At 74.1% G+C, this 18,256-nt stretch carries 17 protein-coding genes; 9 read left to right on the forward strand and 8 right to left on the reverse strand.

Translation table 11 applies throughout. The features are described 5' to 3' along the window. The first annotated feature begins 7 nt into the window (after positions 1-7). On the forward strand, positions 8-910 hold the full coding sequence (locus OKX07_RS06695; RefSeq protein WP_265631062.1) for a DUF4097 family beta strand repeat-containing protein: 903 nt from the start codon (positions 8-10) through the stop codon (positions 908-910). After that, complete coding sequence (locus OKX07_RS06700) at positions 910-1,515, forward strand: PadR family transcriptional regulator (protein WP_265631063.1); 606 nt, start codon at positions 910-912, stop codon at positions 1,513-1,515. The genes OKX07_RS06695 and OKX07_RS06700 overlap by 1 nt, the downstream gene beginning before the upstream one ends. Positions 1,516-1,572: 57 nt before the next feature. On the opposite strand, the gene OKX07_RS06705 is transcribed toward OKX07_RS06700, so the two are convergent. The 3 genes from OKX07_RS06705 to OKX07_RS06715 form a co-directional block, all read right to left on the reverse strand. After that, on the reverse strand, positions 1,573-2,061 hold the full coding sequence (locus OKX07_RS06705) for a hypothetical protein (RefSeq protein WP_265631064.1): 489 nt from the start codon (positions 2,059-2,061) through the stop codon (positions 1,573-1,575). Positions 2,062-2,065: 4 nt separating this feature from the next. Beyond that, positions 2,066-2,671, reverse strand: coding sequence for a GDSL-type esterase/lipase family protein (locus OKX07_RS06710; RefSeq protein WP_265631065.1), 606 nt, complete (start codon positions 2,669-2,671; stop codon positions 2,066-2,068). A 146-nt stretch (positions 2,672-2,817) separates the two neighbouring features. After that, entirely contained in the window at positions 2,818-2,973 is a 156-nt protein-coding gene (locus tag OKX07_RS06715) for a hypothetical protein (RefSeq protein ID WP_265631066.1), read from the reverse strand. Positions 2,974-3,065: 92 nt separating this feature from the next. On the opposite strand from OKX07_RS06715, the gene OKX07_RS06720 reads away from it, so the two are divergent. Continuing rightward, positions 3,066-4,049 carry a GlxA family transcriptional regulator gene (locus tag OKX07_RS06720; protein WP_265631067.1) on the forward strand — a complete coding sequence of 328 codons (984 nt, stop codon included), beginning with the start codon at positions 3,066-3,068 and terminating at the stop codon, positions 4,047-4,049. A 28-nt stretch (positions 4,050-4,077) separates the two neighbouring features. On the opposite strand, the gene OKX07_RS06725 is transcribed toward OKX07_RS06720, so the two are convergent. The 3 genes from OKX07_RS06725 to OKX07_RS06735 all read right to left on the reverse strand — a co-directional run bounded on the left by OKX07_RS06725 (position 4,078) and on the right by OKX07_RS06735 (position 9,971). Continuing rightward, complete coding sequence (locus OKX07_RS06725) at positions 4,078-7,863, reverse strand: multifunctional oxoglutarate decarboxylase/oxoglutarate dehydrogenase thiamine pyrophosphate-binding subunit/dihydrolipoyllysine-residue succinyltransferase subunit (RefSeq protein WP_265631068.1); 3,786 nt, start codon at positions 7,861-7,863, stop codon at positions 4,078-4,080. A 237-nt stretch (positions 7,864-8,100) separates the two neighbouring features. Beyond that, positions 8,101-9,219, reverse strand: a complete 1,119-nt coding sequence (locus tag OKX07_RS06730) for a sensor histidine kinase (RefSeq protein WP_265631069.1) — start codon at positions 9,217-9,219, stop codon at positions 8,101-8,103. Further along, entirely contained in the window at positions 9,216-9,971 is a 756-nt protein-coding gene (locus OKX07_RS06735; protein ID WP_265631070.1) for a response regulator transcription factor, read from the reverse strand. Before OKX07_RS06735 ends, OKX07_RS06730 begins: the two co-directional genes overlap by 4 nt. Before the next feature lie 193 nt (positions 9,972-10,164). On the opposite strand from OKX07_RS06735, the gene OKX07_RS06740 reads away from it, so the two are divergent. From OKX07_RS06740 to OKX07_RS06750, 3 genes are all read left to right on the forward strand, one after another. Then, on the forward strand, positions 10,165-11,484 hold the full coding sequence (locus tag OKX07_RS06740; protein WP_265631071.1) for a hemolysin family protein: 1,320 nt from the start codon (positions 10,165-10,167) through the stop codon (positions 11,482-11,484). Beyond that, positions 11,484-12,608, forward strand: coding sequence for a hemolysin family protein (locus OKX07_RS06745; RefSeq protein ID WP_265631072.1), 1,125 nt, complete (start codon positions 11,484-11,486; stop codon positions 12,606-12,608). The genes OKX07_RS06740 and OKX07_RS06745 overlap by 1 nt, the downstream gene beginning before the upstream one ends. A gap of 262 nt (positions 12,609-12,870) precedes the next feature. After that, entirely contained in the window at positions 12,871-13,605 is a 735-nt protein-coding gene (locus tag OKX07_RS06750) for a M15 family metallopeptidase (protein WP_265631073.1), read from the forward strand. A 113-nt stretch (positions 13,606-13,718) separates the two neighbouring features. Here the strand turns inward: OKX07_RS06750 and OKX07_RS06755 are convergent, their stop codons facing one another. Beyond that, on the reverse strand, positions 13,719-14,627 hold the full coding sequence (locus OKX07_RS06755) for an aldose 1-epimerase family protein (protein WP_265631074.1): 909 nt from the start codon (positions 14,625-14,627) through the stop codon (positions 13,719-13,721). A gap of 92 nt (positions 14,628-14,719) precedes the next feature. Then, positions 14,720-15,064 (reverse strand): SelT/SelW/SelH family protein, encoded by a 345-nt coding sequence (locus OKX07_RS06760; RefSeq protein WP_265631075.1) that lies wholly within the window; start codon positions 15,062-15,064, stop codon positions 14,720-14,722. Between the two features lie 170 nt (positions 15,065-15,234). Here OKX07_RS06760 and OKX07_RS06765 point away from each other — a divergent pair, with 170 nt between their 5' ends. Genes OKX07_RS06765 through OKX07_RS06775 form a run of 3 tightly spaced genes read left to right on the forward strand, consistent with a single transcriptional unit; the run spans position 15,235 to position 18,248 of the window. Further along, positions 15,235-16,458: a CpaF family protein gene (locus tag OKX07_RS06765; RefSeq protein ID WP_265631837.1), complete on the forward strand. Its 1,224-nt coding sequence runs from the start codon at positions 15,235-15,237 to the stop codon at positions 16,456-16,458. A 3-nt stretch (positions 16,459-16,461) separates the two neighbouring features. After that, a complete protein-coding gene (locus tag OKX07_RS06770; protein ID WP_265631076.1) occupies positions 16,462-17,322 on the forward strand; it encodes a type II secretion system F family protein in 861 nt (286 codons plus the stop codon). After that, positions 17,319-18,248: a type II secretion system F family protein gene (locus OKX07_RS06775; protein WP_265631077.1), complete on the forward strand. Its 930-nt coding sequence runs from the start codon at positions 17,319-17,321 to the stop codon at positions 18,246-18,248. Before OKX07_RS06770 ends, OKX07_RS06775 begins: the two co-directional genes overlap by 4 nt. Positions 18,249-18,256: the final 8 nt, after the last annotated feature.

Here is an 18,256-nt window from a genome sequence, read left to right on the forward strand (position 1 = left end):
AGGAACCATGTCGACAGAGTCCTGGGTCGTTGCCGGCCCGCAGGTGATCGAGGTCGAGGACGTGCGCGCGCTGCGCGTCGGGCTCGTGGGCGGGCGCGTCGACGTCGTCGCGCACGACGACCCGCAGGCGCGCGGTGCGCGTCTCGAGGTGCACCGCGTCGACGGCCGCCCGCTGGAGGTGACGCTGTCCGACGGCGAGCTGCGCGTCGGGTACAGCTTCACGCTCGGGGGGTGGGAGGGCTTCGTCGAGAAGTTCCGCAACTTCCAGGACAAGGACCGCGCCGACGTGCACGTGGCCGTGCCGCGCTCCGTGCTGGCCAAGGTCGCCACGGTCAGCGGGGACGGCCTCGTGGCCGGGCTGCGCGAGGACGTGTCGGTCTCGACGGTGTCGGGCTCCGTCGTCGTCGACGACGTCCGCGGGCGGCTGTCCACCAACTCCGTCTCGGGCGAGATGGTGGTGCGCCGGCACGACGGCGACCTGCGCTTCAACACCGTCTCCGGGGAGTTCGCCGCATCCGGCGACCTGACGCTCGTGCAGGGCAACTCCGTGTCGGGCGCGGTCTCGCTCGACGTCGGCGCCGGCACGTCCTCCCTCACGGTCACGACCGTGTCGGGCGACCTGACCGTCCGCCTCCCCGAGGGTGCGGGCCTGCAGGTGCGCGCGCAGTCCGTCTCCGGGCGGCTCGTCGTCGACGGGCGCGAGCACAAGGGCGCCGGCCCGGGCCACCGCACCGTCGACCTCGAGGCCGGCGAGGGCGGCGCGTTCGTCTCGGCGACCACCGTCACCGGGCACGTCACGGTGCTGCGTGCGGCCGTCGCCGACGACGTGCCGGACGACGTGCAGGACGACGTGCAGGACGACGTGCAGGACGTCGCGCCGGACGACGTCGTCACCGACCGGCCGGTCTGATGGTCAAGGTGTTCGCGCACGGCCAGCTGCGGCTGTACCTGCTGGCCCTGCTCGAGGACGGGCCCCGGCACGGGTACGAGCTCATCACGGCGCTCAGCGACCGGTTCGGGGGCACCTACCGGCCGAGCGCCGGCACGGTGTACCCGCGTCTGGCGCGTCTGGAGGAGGAGGGGCTGGTGCGCCGCTCCGACGACGGTCGCAAGGCGACGTACACGCTGACCGACACGGGCCGCGCGGAGCTCGACGAGCGCCGCGGCGACCTCGCGCACCTGGAGGCGGGGATCTCCGAGACGGTGCGCGACCAGGCGTCCGAGGTGCGGCACGACGTGCAGGCGGCGATGCGTGGCCTGCGGGCCGACCTCGCGTCGGCGGCGCAGCGGGCGCGCGACGCGGCGACGCCGGCGTCGGGGGAGCCGGACCCGCAGCGCACGGCCTCGCACCGCCGCCGCGTCGAGGCGGAGGCGATCGTCCGGCGGTTCGGGGACGAGGTCCGCGCGGACCTGCGCCGCGCGGACGCCGGTCGCGGCGTCGACGAGCTCACGGTCGAGACGCTGCGCACCGTGCTGGACACGGCGCTGCGCACGATGCGCGCGACGGTGCGCTGACGCGCCGGCGAGGTCCCGACGTGTGAAGGGTTGTTGCCGGATCCCGGCAACAACCCTTCACGCTTCGGTGGGGGCGCCGCGTGCGGCTCGGCGGCGGCGCGCGTGACCCGTCCACGCGCGGGCGCCGCCGGCGGACACCGCGCCCACGACGGCCCACACGACCGCAGCGCCGGCGAGTCCCGCGACGAGCAGGACGGCAGCCCCCAGCACGGCGCCGGCCAGCGCGAACGCCGCGACGTGGCGGGCCTCGGAGGCGTCGTGGCGCATCAGGTGCGCCGTCAGCAGGCCACCGGGCCAGCCGAGCACGAGCAGCGCGGCCAGGTGCAGGCCGTACATGAGCGCGACGATCCCTGCGGCGGTCCCGGCGTCGATCGCGTCGCCGGGTGCCGGTCGCTCGACCACGACGTACCCGACGTACAGCACCACCGCGCCCACCAGCAGGATCACCGCGGCGCGCGCGCAGACCTCGAGCACCGGGCGCGCCCCGACGACGCGCGCGTCGTCGGGGGCCAGGCCGGTCGGGGTGTCCGTCGGGACGTCGGGCACCGGCTCAGGCACCGTCGACCGGCAGGCCCAGCCAGGAGTGCCAGCCGGTGTGCAGGACGAGCCACGCCATGAGGCCGTAGCCGGCCTGCCCGGGCAGGCTGCGCGGCGACGTGGCCATGTCGGCGAGCCACTGGTCGTGCGCGGCGAGCGGCGAGTACATGTCGACGTACGGCACGCGGCGGCGCGCCGCGACGTCGCCGAGCGCGGCGGACAGCTCCGCGAGCCGGTCGCCCTCGTGCGCGGCGCCCGGCGGCGGGCCGACGACGAACGCGGGGATGCGCCGCTGGTCGGCGACGTCGAGCACGTTGGCCAGGTTCAGCCGGCTGCGCGCCAGCGACAGGCCGGCGGCGATGTCGGCACGGCCCAGCGCCACGACGAGCCGGTTGTCGGCGTGCGGCGACAGGCGCCGCGACACCTCGGCGTCCCAGCGCCCACCCAGGTCGGTGCTGGTCTCGCCCGGGACGGCGAGCGTGAGGACCGTCAGCGGGTCGGGGGTGCTCGTGCGCGCGGTGACGCGTCCGATCCACCCGAGGCCCTTCGGGTCGCCCGTACCCGCCACGAGCTCGTCCCCGACGACCGCGAGCCGCAGCGGCAGCTCACCCACGCGCATCACTCCTGCCCTTGGCCGCAGCGCCGGACGGCCCGGTGCGTGCTCGGCGACAGTCTCTCAGGCGCAGGGGCGCAGGGGTGTGCGGTTCGCCCGTGCGGGTGGTGCGTGTCGGCGGCGGTCGGGTGCCGCCGTGGGCCCTGCTCGGCTCAGCGGGAGAACACGTGTGTGACGGGTGCGGCGTCGTCGTGGTGCGACGGGGGAGGCGAGCGGTGGCCGAGGCCGTCGTCGCGCACGACGCGGGTGAGCCAGCCGAGCCAGGAGGCGACGGCGAGGAGCGTGACGACCAACCAGAAGATGTCCATGGCTGAAACTCTGCGCGCATCGATATCGCGCCACGAGTGGCAGAACAGACGATGCACGTTGATATCCCGCCACTCCCGTGCGATCGTGGAGCATGCTCCGAAGCGTCGCCGTGCTCGCCCTGCCCAACGTCGCCGCGTTCGAGCTGGGGACCGCGTGCGAGGTGTTCGGCATCGACCGCTCGGACACCGGGGGCCCCTCCTTCGACTTCCGCGTCTGCGGACCCACCCCCGGCGCGGCCGTGCCCACCAAGAGCGGGTTCTCGATCCTCGTCGAGCACGGCCTCGACGCCACGCGGGACGCCGACCTCGTCGTGGTCCCGGCCTACGGCATGCCGCCCGCGCCGCTGGGGGACGAGGTCCTCGACGTCCTGCGCGACGCGCACGCCCGCGGCGCCTGGATCCTCAGCATCTGCAGCGGCGCGTTCGCCCTCGGGGAGGCCGGGCTGCTCGACGGGCGCCGTTGCACGACGCACTGGATGCATGCGGCCGCACTCGCGGCACGCTTCCCGACGGCCACGGTCGACCCCGACGTGCTGTTCGTCGAGGACGACCGCATCATCACCGGGGCCGGCACCGCCGCCGGGATCGACGCGTGCCTGCACCTCGTGCGGCGCGAGCTCGGCGCGGCCGCCGCGGCGAGCGTCGCGCGGCGCATGGTGGTGCCCCCGCAGCGCGACGGCGGCCAGGCCCAGTACGTCGAGACCCCGCTGCCGCCCGAGGCCGAGACGCTGTCCCCGCTGCTCGCCTGGATGCTCGAGCACCTCGACGGTGACCTGGGGATACCCGAGCTCGCCGCGCGCGCGCTGATGTCGGAGCGCACGTTCGCGCGCCGGTTCCGCGCCGAGACGGGCGCGACGCCCGCCGCGTGGGTCGCCCGGCAGCGCGTCGCCCGCGCCCAGGAGCTGCTCGAGCGCACGGACGCCCCCGTCGACGAGGTGGCCCGCCGCTGCGGCTTCGGCAGCGGGGCGCTGCTGCGGCACCACTTCGCGCGGACGCTCGGCACCACCCCGCTGGCCTACCGCCGGCGCTTCACGTGCACGCAGGACGACCAGGTCGAGGACGAGCAGGCCTCCTGAGCGCACTGCGCGCAGGAGGCCCGGACGCTCAGCGGGCGAAGGCCTCCTCGATCAGCGCCCGCTGCTCCATCGCGTGCTTCTTGGCGGACCCGGCCGCGGGCGATGCCGACCCCGGGCGCGACACCGCGCGCAGCGGTCGGCCGACGATCTCCGGCAGGTGCGTGGACACGAACGTCCACGGGCCCTGGTTGCGCGGCTCGTCCTGCACCCAGACCAGCTCGGCGTCGCCGAACGGCGCGAGCACCTCCCGGATCACGTCGGGCTCGAACGGGTAGAGCTGCTCGAACCGCACGATCGCGGTCTGCTGGTCGCCGGACGACACGCGCTGCGCGAGCAGGTCCCAGTAGACCTTGCCCGAGCAGAGCAGGACCCGCGTCACCTGGTCGGCCTTGGCCGCGGCCAGGTCGTCCCCGATGACCGTGCGGAACGTGCCGGACGAGAAGTCCTGCACGTCGGACGTGGCGGCCTTGAGGCGCAGCATCGACTTCGGCGTGATGACGACGAGCGGCCGACGCGGCCGCTGGTACGCCTGGCGACGCAGCAGGTGGAAGTGCGAGGCCGGGGTGGAGGGCTGCGCGACCGTCATGTTGTCCTCGGCCGACATCTGCAGGAACCGCTCGATGCGCGCCGACGAGTGGTCGGGCCCCTGGCCCTCGTACCCGTGGGGGAGCAGCAGGACCACCGACGAACGCTGCGCCCACTTCTGCTGCGCGGAGGAGATGAACTCGTCGATGACGGTCTGCGCGCCGTTGACGAAGTCGCCGAACTGCGCCTCCCACAGCACGAGGGCGTCGGGACGCTCGACGGAGTAGCCGTACTCGAAACCGAGGGCCGCGTACTCCGACAGCGAGGAGTCGTACACCCAGAACTTGGCCTGGTCGCCCGACAGGTACAGCAGCGGCGTCCACTCGGCGCCCGTCTCGCGGTCGTGCAGCACCGCGTGGCGCTGCACGAACGTGCCGCGGCGCGAGTCCTGCCCGGCCAACCGCACGGGCGTGCCCTCGATGAGCAGCGAGCCGAACGCGAGGATCTCGCCGTAGCCCCAGTCGATGCCGCCCTGACGGCTCATCTGGTCGCGCTTGGCGAGCAGCTGCGCGAGCTTCGGGTGGACCGTGAAGCCCTCGGGCGGGCTGACGTGCGCCTGCCCGATGCGCTGCAGGACCGACGACGGCACGGCGGTCTGCCAGCCGACCATCATCCCGGCGTCCTCGAGCTGCGACTCCGGGCGCTCCAGCCCGGCGACCGTCTCGACGTCGGCGGGCGGCGGGGTCCAGCCGTCCTCACGGGTCTCCGTGAACACGCGCTCGAGCTGCGACTGGTAGTCGCGCAGCGCCTGCTCGGCCTCCTCGATCGTGATGTCGCCGCGGGCCACGAGGGTCTCGGTGTACAGCTTGCGCACCGAGCGCTTCGCCTCGATGAGGTTGTACATGAGCGGCTGCGTCATCGACGGGTCGTCGCCCTCGTTGTGGCCGCGGCGGCGGTAGCAGACCATGTCGATGATGACGTCGCGGTCGAACTGCTCGCGGTACTCGAAGGCCAGCTCGGCGACCCGCACCACGGCCTCGGGGTCGTCCCCGTTGACGTGGAAGATCGGGACCTGCAGACCCTTGGCCACGTCGGTCGCGTACTGCGAGGAGCGCGACGACGACGGGCCCGTCGTGAACCCGACCTGGTTGTTGACGATCACGTGGATCGTGCCGCCCGTGCGGTACCCGCGCAGCTGCGCGAGGTTCAGCGTCTCGAACACGACGCCCTGGCCCGCGAAGGCCGCGTCGCCGTGGATGAGGATCGGCAGCACGGAGAAGCCGTCGCCGCCTAGGTCGATGCGGTCCTGCTTGGCGCGCACGATGCCCTCGAGCACCGGGTCCACGGCCTCCAGGTGCGACGGGTTCGCCGCGAGGTACACGGCGGTCGTCGCACCGGACTCGGCCGCGAACACGCCCTCGGTGCCCAGGTGGTACTTCACGTCGCCCGAGCCCTGGACCGACTTCGGGTCCTGGTTTCCCTCGAACTCGCTGAAGATCTGCCCGTAGGACTTGCCGGCGATGTTGGCCAGAACGTTGAGCCGGCCGCGGTGGGCCATGCCGATGCCGACCTCGTCGAGACCGCCGTTCGCCGCCCGCGACAGGATCGCGTCGAGGAGCGCGATGAGCGACTCCCCGCCCTCGAGCGAGAACCGCTTCTGTCCCACGTACTTGGTCTGCAGGAACGTCTCGAACGCCTCGGCGGCGTTCAGGCGCCGCAGGATGCGCAGCTGGTCCTCGCGCGGCGTGCGCGCGTAGCCGGACTCCAGGCGCTCCTGCAGCCAGCGGCGCTGCCGCGGGTCCTGCAGGTGCATGTACTCGGCGCCGACCGTGCGGCAGTACGAGTCGCGCAGCAGGCCGAGGACGTCGCGCAGGGTCGCGCGCGTCTTGCCGGTGAAGCCCCCGGTGGGGAACGTGCGGTCCAGGTCCCACAGCGTCAGGCCGTGGTTCTGGACGTCGAGGTCGGGGTGCTTGCGCTGGCGGTAGGCGAGCGGGTCGGTGTCCGCCATCAGGTGCCCGCGCGAGCGGTAGGAGTGGATCAGCTCGGCGATGCGCGCCGGCTTGATGGCCTCCGCGTCGGGGTCGTGGTTCGCGTCGCGGACCCAGCGGACCGGCTCGTACGGCACGCGCAGGGCTGCGAAGACCCGGTCGTAGAACCCGTCCTCGCCGAGCAGCTTGCGCGACAGGATGCGCAGGAAGTCGCCCGACTGGGCGCCCTGGATGATCCGGTGGTCGTAGGTCGAGGTGATCGTCAGGACCTTCGAGACGCCCATGCGGTTGAGCTGCTCGTCCGACGTGCCGGCGAACTCCGCCGGGTAGTCCATGGCGCCGACGCCGACGATCGTGCCCTGCCCCTGCATGAGGCGGGGGACCGAGTGCACGGTCCCGATCGTCCCGGGGTTCGTCAGCGAGAGCGTCGTGCCCGCGAAGTCGTCGACCGTGAGCTTGTTGCCGCGCGCCCGGCGCACGACGTCCTCGTACGCGGTCCAGAACTGCGCGAAGTCGAGCGTCTCGGCCTTCTTGATCGACGGCACGAGCAGCTGCCGGGTGCCGTCCGGCTTCGCCAGGTCGATCGCGAGGCCCAGGTTGACGTGGGCCGGTGCGAGCACGCCCGGCTTGCCGTCGACCAGCGTGTACGACGAGTTCATCGCGGGCATCTCGCGCACGGCCTCGACCAGCGCGAAGCCGATCAGGTGCGTGAACGACACCTTGCCGCCGCGGCCGCGCGACAGGTGGTTGTTGACGACGATCCGGTTGTCGACCATCAGCTTGGCCGGCACCGCGCGCACCGACGTCGCGGTCGGCACCTCGAGCGACGCCTCCATGTTGGTGACGACCCGCGCGGCGGGACCGCGCAGCCGCTGCACGTCGTCGACGGCCTTCGAGCCGTCGTCCTCGGGGCGGCGCGTGGCGACCTCGGCGTACGGGGCGGTCGCGGGCTGTGCGGTGGCGACGGGGGACGGTGCGGCCTCGGCCGGCGGCGCGGGCGACGGGACGCTCGCCCCGGACGTGCCGGACGTCGTCGGCCGGGCTGCCGGTGCCGGCGCGCGCGACGGCACGGGCGCGGCAGCGGGGGCCGTCGGCGCGGGGGGCGCCGGTGGCGTGGCCGTGGTGGCGTCACCGTTCCTGGCAGCACCGAGCGTCTCGGGCTTGTAGCCCTCGAAGAAGTCCCACCACGCGGGGTCCACCGCGTTGCGGTCCTTCTGGTACTGCTCGTACAGCTCGTCGACCAGCCACTCGTTCGCGCCGAAGTCGGCACGGGTGGAGTCGGACTGCGCGTTCTGCGTCACGCTGGGATCGCCCACTTCCGGTGCGCGGTCACGGACCGCGCCGTCGTCAGTTCTGTTGACGACAACACTACGTGCTCGACGAGGCCGGAGGCCTCTTGCGGAGCGTGGTCGGCGATGATCTGCGCAGCCTCTTCACCCCGTGGTGGGCCGGGGGTCAACGACCCCTCAAGCCCGCCTGCGCGGGTTGTCAAGCCCGGGTCGTCGGCACCCCTGCCTGCCGGGCGCCGCCGGGGACCGTCAGCGTCGGACCGGGCTCACGCGCGGCGTGCCCGCCGTGCCGGGACGCGCCGGCAGCCGCACCCGCATGGTGCAGCCGGACGGGGAGTCCGCGACCTCGACCGACCCGCCGTGCAGCTCGACGGCCCAGCGCACGATCGCCAGGCCCAGCCCCGTGCCCCCGGTCGATCCCTGGCCGGTGAGCGCCGGGGTGTTGCCACGCACGAAGCGCTCGAACACGTGCGCGCGCTGGTCGCGTGCGATGCCCGGCCCGTGGTCCACCACGTCGATCCGCACGTCGTGACCGTCGCGGCGCGCCACGACGGTCACCTCGTCGTCCGGTGGCGAGTGCCGGGCCGCGTTCTGCAGGAGGTTCGCGACGACCTGGTGCAGCCGCTCGGGGTCGGCCAGGACCGTCAGGTCGGCCGGCTCGACGTCGACCCGGAAGCGCAGCCGCTTGTCCGCCCCGACCAGCGACGCCTCGTCGGCCGCCTGGCGCAGCAGCTCGCCGACGTGCACGTCCTCGATGCGCAGGGTCATCGCGCCCGCCTCGACGCGCGACAGGTCGAGCAGCGACGACACCAGGCGCGACAGCCGCTCCGTCTGCGCGAGCGCGACCGCGAGCGTCGCCGGGTCGGGCGGGCTGACACCGTCGACCATGTTCTCGAGCTGCGCCTGCAGCGCCGTCACGGGCGTGCGCAGCTCGTGCGAGACGTTCGCGACGAGCTCGCGGCGGAACGTGTCGAGCTGCTCGAGGTCGTCGGCCATGGTGTTGAACGCCTCGGCGAGCTGCCCGACCTCGTCGCGGCTCGTCGAGCGCACCCGGCGGCTGTAGTCGCCGCCCGCCATCGCACGCGCCGCCTCGGTCATCTCGCGCAGCGGCGACGTCATGCCGCGCGCCAGGACCTGCGTCACGACGAGGGACAGCGCGATCGCCAGCGGCAGCGTGCGGCTGGGGCCGAGCGCCTGCCCGTAGCCGACCCAGATCACGAACGCGGCGAGGGTGACCGTCGCCGCGACGACGACGCCCAGCTTGATCTTGATGCTGCGCAGCGGGTCGAGCGGACGGACGTCCGGGATCCGCCAGCGGTCGGCGTCGCCCCGCGCGTGGCGCGCCGGTGGCTCCGCGGGGGCGGTCACCGGGGTTCGTCCGCACCCGGGTCGTCGGCGTTCGGCGTCGGCTCGTACGCGTAGCCGACGCCGTGCACCGTGCGGATCAGGTCAGGTCCCAGCTTGCGGCGCAGCGCCTTGATGTGGGAGTCGACCGTGCGCGTGCCGCTCGCGTCGACCCAGTCCCACACGTCCGCGAGCAGCCGCTCGCGGGTCAGCACCGTGCGCGGCGAGGCCGCGAGCGTCAGCAGCAGGTCGAACTCGGTGGGCGTCAGGTGCACCTCGGTGCCCGCCCGCACCACGCGGCGCTGCGCGCTGTCGATCGTCACGTCGCCGACGACGAGCGGCGGGTCCGGCTGCTGCACGGTCGCGAGCTCGGCCGCACGGGCGGCGCGCTCGGTGCGCCGCAGCAGCACCTTCGTGCGCGCGACGAGCTCCCGCATGGAGAACGGCTTCGTCATGTAGTCGTCGGCGCCCACGCCGAGGCCGACGAGCATGTCGGTCTCGTCGTCGCGCGCCGTGAGCATCAGGACGGGCACGGGCCGCTCGGCCTGGATCTGACGGCAGACCTCCAGGCCGTCGATGCCGGGCAGCATGACGTCGAGCACGACGACGTCCGGCTGCAGCCGGGCGGCTGCGGCGACGCCCGCGTGGCCGTCGCCGACGGCCTCGACGGTCCAGCCCTCGGCGCTGAGCCGGTGCACGATCGCCTGGGCGATGGCGGGCTCGTCCTCGACGACGAGGACGGTGGTGACGCCCGGACGCGGCACGGTGGTGACCATGGGGCCAGCGTGGCACACGGACCCGTGGGCGGCGCTGTCCGACCCTCGGCAGCGTCCGCCGGTGTCCGTAGGATGTGCTCACCATGAGCAGCTCAAGTCGCTGCCGGCATCGCGCCCCGGTCCCGGTGGGACGCGAGAACGCCGGCCCCCCCTCGCCCCCTCGTACCGCGCGCCCACCGCGCGGGGTGCTCCCGTGCTGACCGACTGGCTGCTGGTCGGCCTCGGTGTGCTGCTGACGGCCGGCACCGCCGTGTTCGTCGCCGCTGAGTTCTCGCTCGTCACGCTCGACCCCGGGCTCGTCGAGCGGCAGACCCGCCCCGACGACGCGCGCGGACGCTCGGTGCTGGACGCGCTGCGCCGGCTGTCCACGCAGCTGTCCGGCGCGCAGGTCGGCATCACCGTCACCACGGTGCTGCTCGGCTACACGACGCAGCCCGCCGTCGTCCGGCTCCTGGGCCTGCCCCTGGAGGCGGGCGGTGTCGGTGCCGCGCTGGCCGGCGTGCTCGCGGTCGTGCTCGCGCTCGTGCTCGTCAACGGGTTCTCGATGCTGTTCGGCGAGCTCGTGCCCAAGAACTTCGCGATCGCCCGCCCGCTGGGCACCGCACGCTTCGTCGCCCCCCTGCAGGTCGGGTTCACCACGGCGCTGCGCCCGGTGATCGCGGTCACCAACGGCACCGCCAACGCGCTCCTGCGCCGGGTCGGCGTCGAACCGCGCGAGGAGCTGTCGGGTGCGCGCTCGCCGGCCGAGCTCGCCTCGCTCGTGCGCCGCTCGGCCGAGCAGGGGACGCTCGACCAGGCCACCGCGACGCTGCTGACCAACTCGATCGACTTCTCGACGCTCACCGCCGTCGACGTGATGACCGACCGCACCCGCCTGGTCGTCGTGCGGCGCGACGAGTCCGCCGCCGACGTCATGGCGCTGGCCCGGCAGACCGGGCACTCGCGGTTCCCCGTGATCGGCGACTCGGTCGACGACGTCGTCGGGCTGGTGCACCTGCGCAAGGCCATGGCGGTCCCGCACGGCCGGCGCGGCGAGGTGCCCGCCGGCGCGCTCATGGTCGAGGCACCGCGCGTGCCCGAGACCGTCGGCCTGGGCCCCCTGCTGGTCGACCTGCGCGCGCAGGGCCTGCAGATGGCGGTCGTCGTCGACGAGTACGGCGGCACCGCGGGCGCGGTCACGCTCGAGGACGTCGTCGAGGAGCTGGTCGGCGAGGTGGCCGACGAGCACGACCGCACGCGCGGCACCCTGGCACGGCAGGCCGACGGCTCCTGGGTGCTGCCCGGCGTGCTGCGGCCGGACGAGCTGCACGAGGCGACCGGCCTGCGGGTGCCCGAGGACGGCCCGTGGGAGACCGTCGGAGGGCTCCTCATGGCGCGCCTGGGGCGCATCCCGCAGGACGGTGACGAGGTCGTCGAGGGCCACGTGCGGCTCCAGGTGGAGCGCATGGACGGCCGACGGGTCGAGCGCGTGCGCGTCAGCGAGCTGCCCGGCGACGACGAGGGCGAGGAGTGATGGACAGCACGCTCGCGATCGCGCTCGCCGTGGTGCTGCTCGCCGCCAACGCCTTCTTCGTCGGGGCGGAGTTCGCGCTGATGTCCGCGCGGCGCTCGTCGATCGAGCCGCTGGCCGAGGCGGGGGACCGGCGCGCCGTCACCGTGCTGTGGGCCATGGAGCACGTCTCGCTCATGCTCGCCGCCGCGCAGCTCGGCATCACGGTCTGCTCGACGAGCCTCGGCCTGGTCGCCGAGCCCGCGATCGCGCACGCCATCGAGGGGCCGCTCGAGGCGCTCGGCGTCCCGGAGGCCTTCACCCACCCCATCGCGTTCGTCGTCGCGCTGCTCGTCGTGGTCTACCTGCACGTGGTGCTGGGGGAGATGGTCCCCAAGAACCTGGCCGTGTCCGGGCCCGAGCGTGCCGTGCTGCTGTTCGGCCCCCCGCTGGTGTGGGTGGCACGGGTGATGCGGCCGCTGATCAGGGCCCTGAACTGGCTCGCGAACCACGTGCTGCGGGCGTTCCGCGTCGAGCCGCAGGACGAGGTCGCCTCGGCGTTCACGGCGCAGGAGGTGCAGTCGATCGTCGAGCGCTCGCAGGCCGAGGGCCTGCTCGCCGACGAGCAGGGGCTGCTCTCGGGGGCGCTCGAGTTCTCCGACCGCACGGCGGCCGAGGTCATGGTCGCGGTCGACGACCTGATGACGGTCGACGGCGAGAGCACGCCTGACGACATCGAGCACCTGGTGGCCCGGACGGGCTTCAGCCGGTTCGTGGTGGTCGACGGCGAGGGTCGGCCGACCGGGTACCTGCACATCAAGGACGTGCTCTACGCCGACGACGCCACGCGCTGGCTGCCCGTGCCCTCGTGGCGCGTGCGGACGTTGGCCGTCGTGGCGCCGCAGGACGAGGTCGAGACGGCGCTCGCGGCGATGCAGCGCACCGGCTCGCACCTGGCGCGCGTCGACGACGACGGCCGCACGACGGGTGTGGTCTTCCTCGAGGACATCCTCGAGGAGCTGGTCGGCGAGGTGCGGGACGCGATGCAGCGCGGGCAGCTGCGGATGGACGTCGCGGGACGTGCGGTGCACGTCTTTCGGACGTCCGCGGGGCAACGAACGACCCCCGGGCCGGTGGAGGATCGGTGAAGAGGCGGCGTGTCGGGCGGCGTGTCGGTCGATGTGTCCACATTGCTACCGGTCTGTGACGTATCAGGGTCTTGGAGACGGCGGCCCGTTGCCGTTATGGTTTCGTGACCGCGTCGGGGGGAACCGATGACGAGCGGGACGAGTGAGCGGAGGTGTCGTGGGATCCCACCGAGCGGAGCAGACGACGCGTGCGCGCCGTCCTCGCGAACGCCGTGGCGGCAGTGCCGCCCCCACGAGCGGTGCACCCTCGGCCCTCGGCCCCGTGACGCAGGACGTCCCCCGTCGCCGCTCGACCCGGTTCTTCGGCCGTGCCGGCGTGCTCGCCGCGCTCGTGAGCGTGACCGTCGTCGTCCCGGTGTCCCAGGGCATGGCCGACGGCGAGATCCTCGTCGGGACCCCCGTCGCTGACGCCAGCCTCCCCTCGACGGTCGCCGCCCTGACAGCGCTCCCGCTCTCGGACCTGCCGCCCACCCCGCTCGTGTCCACCGACGGCAGCTCGCGTCTGCGGGCGCTCGCCGAGGTGTCCCGCGACGCCGAGCGCTCCGCGCTGCCGGGCTGTGACGGCACGGTGCGCCCCTCCGGCGAGAACGGCCTGCTGGCCACCAAGGACCTGTGCACGCTGTGGGACGGTCGCACGCAGATGCGCGCCGACGCGGCCGTCGCCCTCGCCGAGCTCAACGAGGCCCACGTCTCGCGCTTCGGCACCGACCTCTGCCTCAGCTCCGGCTACCGCACGCTCGCGCAGCAGCGGTCCGTGAAGGCGCAGAAGGGCGGCCTGGCCGCGACCCCCGGCAAGAGCAACCACGGCTGGGGCCTGGCGATGGACTTCTGCAGCATCCAGACCTCCGGCGCGCGGTGGACCTGGCTCAACGACAACGCCCCGACCTACGGCTGGGAGAACCCGAGCTGGGCGGTCCGGGGCGGCTCCGGCCCGTACGAGCCGTGGCACTGGGAGTACATCAAGGGCGTCCAGGCCGACGGCGAGTACTACGGCTGACGAGCAGGACGGGCTGACGAGAAGGTCGGCCGACGAGCAGGACGGCTGACGAGCAGGACGTTCGACGCCGACCGGCGGGACCGCAGCACGGGTCCCGCCGACCGGCACACTCGTCAGCGCAGGGACAGTCCCCAGCGGACCTCGTGCGACGCGCCCGGCTCGATCTCGACCAGCAGGTCGCCGGTGCGGAACGCGTCCGCCACGCACGTCATCGGCTCGACCGCGACACCCCGCCGCCCGATCCCGGGGATGCCGTCGCCCGTGCAGACCTGCCACGCGGGCAGGGTCGCGTCTGCCCACACCGCGACCGTCCGGCCGTCGCCGCCGGTCAGCGTCGCCCAGGTGAGCCCGTCGGCGTCGGGGGTGGCGCCCAGCCACGCGTCGTCCAGCGCGACGCCCGCGAGCGGGCGCCCCGCGCGCAGGTCGAAGTCGCCGACGACGGCCTGCGTGCCCGTGGGCAGCAGGCGTTCGTCGACCGTGACGCGGCGCGCGGCGTCGAGCTGCAGCGTGCACGCGTCGACCGGTCCGTCGCCGGGGGACAGCCACGGGTGGAACCCGACGCCGTAGGGTGCCGTCGTCGCCCCGAGGTTCGTCGCCGTGACGGTGACCGTCAGCCCGGCGTCGCCGAGGGCGTAGGTCACGTCCAGGCGCAGCGGCCACGGGTAGCCCGGGATCGGCACGAGGTCGTGGCGCAGCGTCACCGCGTCGTCGGCGACGGACACTGCCCCGAAGCGCTCGTAGGCGACCAGGCCGTGCAGCGCCGTGAGGCGCTCGTGCTCGGTCAGCGGCACCTCGTACGTGCCGTCGCGGTAGCGGTACTGCGCGTCGCGCAGCCGGTTCGGCCACGGCGCGAGGACGGCGCCGGAGAAGGCGGGGGCGATCGAGTCGACCGCGAAGGGCAGGACGACGTCGCGGCCGCCCACGCGGTACTCGCGCAGGCTCGCGGCGACGGACGCGACGACGGCGACCTGGTCTGCGTGCCGCAGCACGTGCTGGTCACCCGTGGGTGGGGGCGTGTTCACGCTCCCAACCTAGTCGCGGTGGGGGTGCGGGCCGCGGGACCCGCCGGTGATCCGCGGGGGGCTCGGCCGGGCGGCTCGGCTGGGCGGCGCGGTCAGGCGTCGGGTGCGTCGACGGGCACGGCCTGGGCCCCCGCGTCGCCCGCCGCGGCACCGGCGTCCGAGTGCCCGAGCGGCTTGCCGGGGGCGACGCGGTCGCGGACGAGCTGCTTGAGCGTCGTGATCTCGGGGAAGCCGCGCCGTTCCGCGCGGTCCCAGATCATCTCCCCGTCGACCTCGACGGTGAAGACGCCGCCGGTCGCGGGGCGCAGCGCGACCTCGGCGAGCTCGCGGTGGAACGTCGTCAGCAGCTCCTGCGCGAACCAGGCGGCCCGCAGCAGCCACCGGCACTGCGTGCAGTACGTGATCGTGACGCGCGGGTGCGGGACGTCGGCGCTCATGGCGGCAGTCTGGCGCACGTTCGTGACGTGGCGCCCGGGTGACGGGTGTCACGCGTTCGTTCCTCCCTGTGGACGAAGCCCCACGCGCCCGCCGACGATGCCCTACCGTCACTCTCGAAACGGACGAACCCGACATCGGTGGTCCGGCGCACGCGGGAGCGGGGGTGGACGTGGACGGGGTGGCGATCCTCGAGGGTGAGGTCCGTGAGCTGATCCGTCGCCGCGGGGTCGACCCCGTGCGCGACCGCGCCGGCGTCGTCGCGCTCGTCCACGCGGCGATGGCCGACTACGACGAGCGTTCCCTCATCGGCTCGGTGCCGGCGCTGGCGGACACGGCGGCCGCGCACAAGGCGGTCGTCGACGCGGTCGCGGGCCTCGGGCCGCTGCAGCGGTACCTCGACGACGACGAGGTCGAGGAGATCTGGATCAACTCGCCGTCCCAGGTGTTCGTCGCGCGGCGCGGCGAACCCGAGCTGACGACGACGATCCTCACCGAGTCGCAGGTGCGGGACCTCGTCGAGCGGATGCTCAAGGTGTCCGGCCGCCGGCTGGACCTGTCGAGCCCGTTCGTCGACGCGTCGCTGCCCGGCGGGGAGCGCCTGCACGCGGTGATCCCCGACGTCACGCGGCGGCACTGGTCGGTCAACATCCGCAAGTACGTGGTGCGCGCCACGAGCATGGAGGACATGGTCGCCCTGGGGTCGTTGACCCCGCAGTCCGCGGCGTTCCTGCAGTCCGCGGTGCGCGTCGGGCTCAACGTGCTGGTCTCCGGGGCCACGCAGGCCGGCAAGACCACGATGCTCAACGCCCTGGCCGGTGCCGTGCCCCCGCGCGAGCGGGTCATCAGCTGCGAGGAGGTCTTCGAGCTGCGACCCGCGGTGCGCGACTGGGTCGCGATGCAGACGCGGCAGCCGAACCTCGAGGGCACGGGCGAGATCACGCTGCGGCGCCTGGTCAAGGAGGCGCTGCGCATGCGCCCCGACCGGCTCCTGGTGGGGGAGGTGCGCGAGGCCGAGGCGCTCGACCTGCTCATCGCACTCAACAGCGGCGTGCCGGCGATGTGCACCATCCACGCGAGCTCGGCGCGCGAGGCGCTGGTCAAGCTGTGCACCCTGCCGCTGCTCGCGGGGGAGAACATCTCGGACCGGTTCGTCGTGCCGACGGTAGCGTCGTCGGTGGACCTCGTCGTGCACCTCGAGCTCGACTCCCGGGGTCGGCGCCGCACCCGCGAGATCGTCGCCGTCCCCGGGCGCGTCGAGGCCGGGGTCGTCGAGACCGCCGACCTGTTCACGACGCGCGGCGGCATGCTGGTGCGCGGGGACGGGTTCCCGCCGCACCCCGAGCGCTTCGCGCGCGCGGGTGTGGACGTCGTCGCGATGCTGCGGCAGGCCTGAGCCGTGGGCGTCGTCGTGGGGCTGCTGCTCGGGGCCGGGCTGGCGTGCGTGTGGTGGTCGTGGTGGCCCGTCGTCACCGTGGTCGGGGGCCGTCGCGACGGCTGGGCCGCACGCGTGCACGACACGCTGACGCAGGCCGAGGTCACGGGGGTCACGCCCGGCGGGCTGGTCGCCGTCAGCGCGCTCGTCGGGCTCGTGGTCGCGGCGGTCTCGTTCCTGGTCGTGCCCGTGGCGGCGGTGAGCCTGTGCTTCGGTGCCTTCGCGGCGACGGCACCGTGGACGCTCGTGCGCGGACGCGCGCGGCGCCGGCTCGCGAGCACGCGTGAGCTGTGGCCCGACGTGGTCGACCACCTCGCGTCGGGCGTCCGCGCGGGGCTGTCGCTGCCCGAGGCGGTCGCGCAGCTCGGCGACCGCGGACCGAGCGAGCTGCGCCCGCCGTTCCGTGCGTTCGCCGAGGACTACCGCGCCACCGGCCGCTTCACCGACAGCCTCGACGCGTTGAAGGACCGGCTCGCCGACCCCGTCGCCGACCGGATCGTCGAGGCGTTGCGCCTCACGCGCGACGTCGGTGGCACCGACCTCGGGCGGCTGCTGCGCACGCTGTCCTCGTTCCTGCGCGACGACCTGCGCACCCGCGGCGAGATCGAGGCCCGGCAGAGCTGGACCGTGTACGCCGCGCGGCTGGCGGTCGCCGCACCCTGGGTGGTGCTGGCGATGCTGGCGACCCGACCCGAGGCGATCCGCGCGTACGACTCGGCGGCGGGCGCCGTCGTGCTGCTGGTGGGCGCCGCGAGCACCGTGATCGCCTACCGGCTCATGCTGCGCGTCGCGCGGCTGCCCGACGACCCGCGGGTGCTGCGGTGAGCCCGGGAGTCGTGGGGGCGCTCGTCGGCCTGCTCGGCGGCTGCGGGCTCGCGCTCGTGGTGCTGCGGCTCGGCGCGCGACGCATCACGCTCGAGCAGCGCGTCGGGCCGTACCTGCGCACCCGCGGCACGTCGTCGCTGCTGCGGGTCGAGGCCGTCCGTGGACCCTGGGGCACGGTCGAGCGGCTCGTCGCCCCGTTCCTCGCCGACGGTGTGCGGCTCGTCGCGCGCATCGGCTCCCCGACCGCGGAGCTGCGGTCGCGGCTCGCGCGCGCCGGCCGCAGGGAGACGGTCGAGCAGTTCCGCGCGCAGCAGGTCGTGTCCGGCGTGGTCGGGATCGCCGTGGGGCTGCTGCTCGCGGTGCTGCTCGCCGCGACGCGCGGCGGCGCCCTCGTGCCGCTGGTCGCGCTCGTCGTCGTCGCCGGCTTCGTCGGTGCGCTCGCGCCCGACTGGGTCCTGGGGCAGCAGGTCGCACGGCGCGAGGCGCGCCTGCTCGCGCAGATGCCGACCGTCACCGAGCTGCTCGCCCTGGCCGTCAGCGCCGGGGAGGGTGCCACGGGTGCGCTCGAGCGCGTCGTGCGCCAGACGCATGGCGAGCTGGCCGACGAGCTAGCGCGCACCCTCGCCGACGCGCGGGCGGGTGCGCCGCTGACCACGGCCCTGCAGGGGCTCGCGGACCGGACGGGGCTGACGGCCCTGGCGCGGTTCGCCGAGGGGGTCGCGGTGGCCGTCGAGCGCGGGTCCCCCCTCGCCGACGTGCTGCGCGCTCAGGCGCAGGACGTCCGCGAGGAAGGCAGGCGGGCGCTCATGCAGACCGGTGGGCGCAAGGAGGTGCTCATGATGGTCCCGGTGGTGTTCCTCATCCTCCCGGTGACCGTCCTGTTCGCCGTCTTCCCCAGCGCGGTGATCCTGCGGGTGGGGCTGTGACCCCGGCC

The organism is Cellulomonas sp. S1-8, from assembly GCF_026184235.1.
Lineage (GTDB): Bacteria > Actinomycetota > Actinomycetes > Actinomycetales > Cellulomonadaceae > Cellulomonas.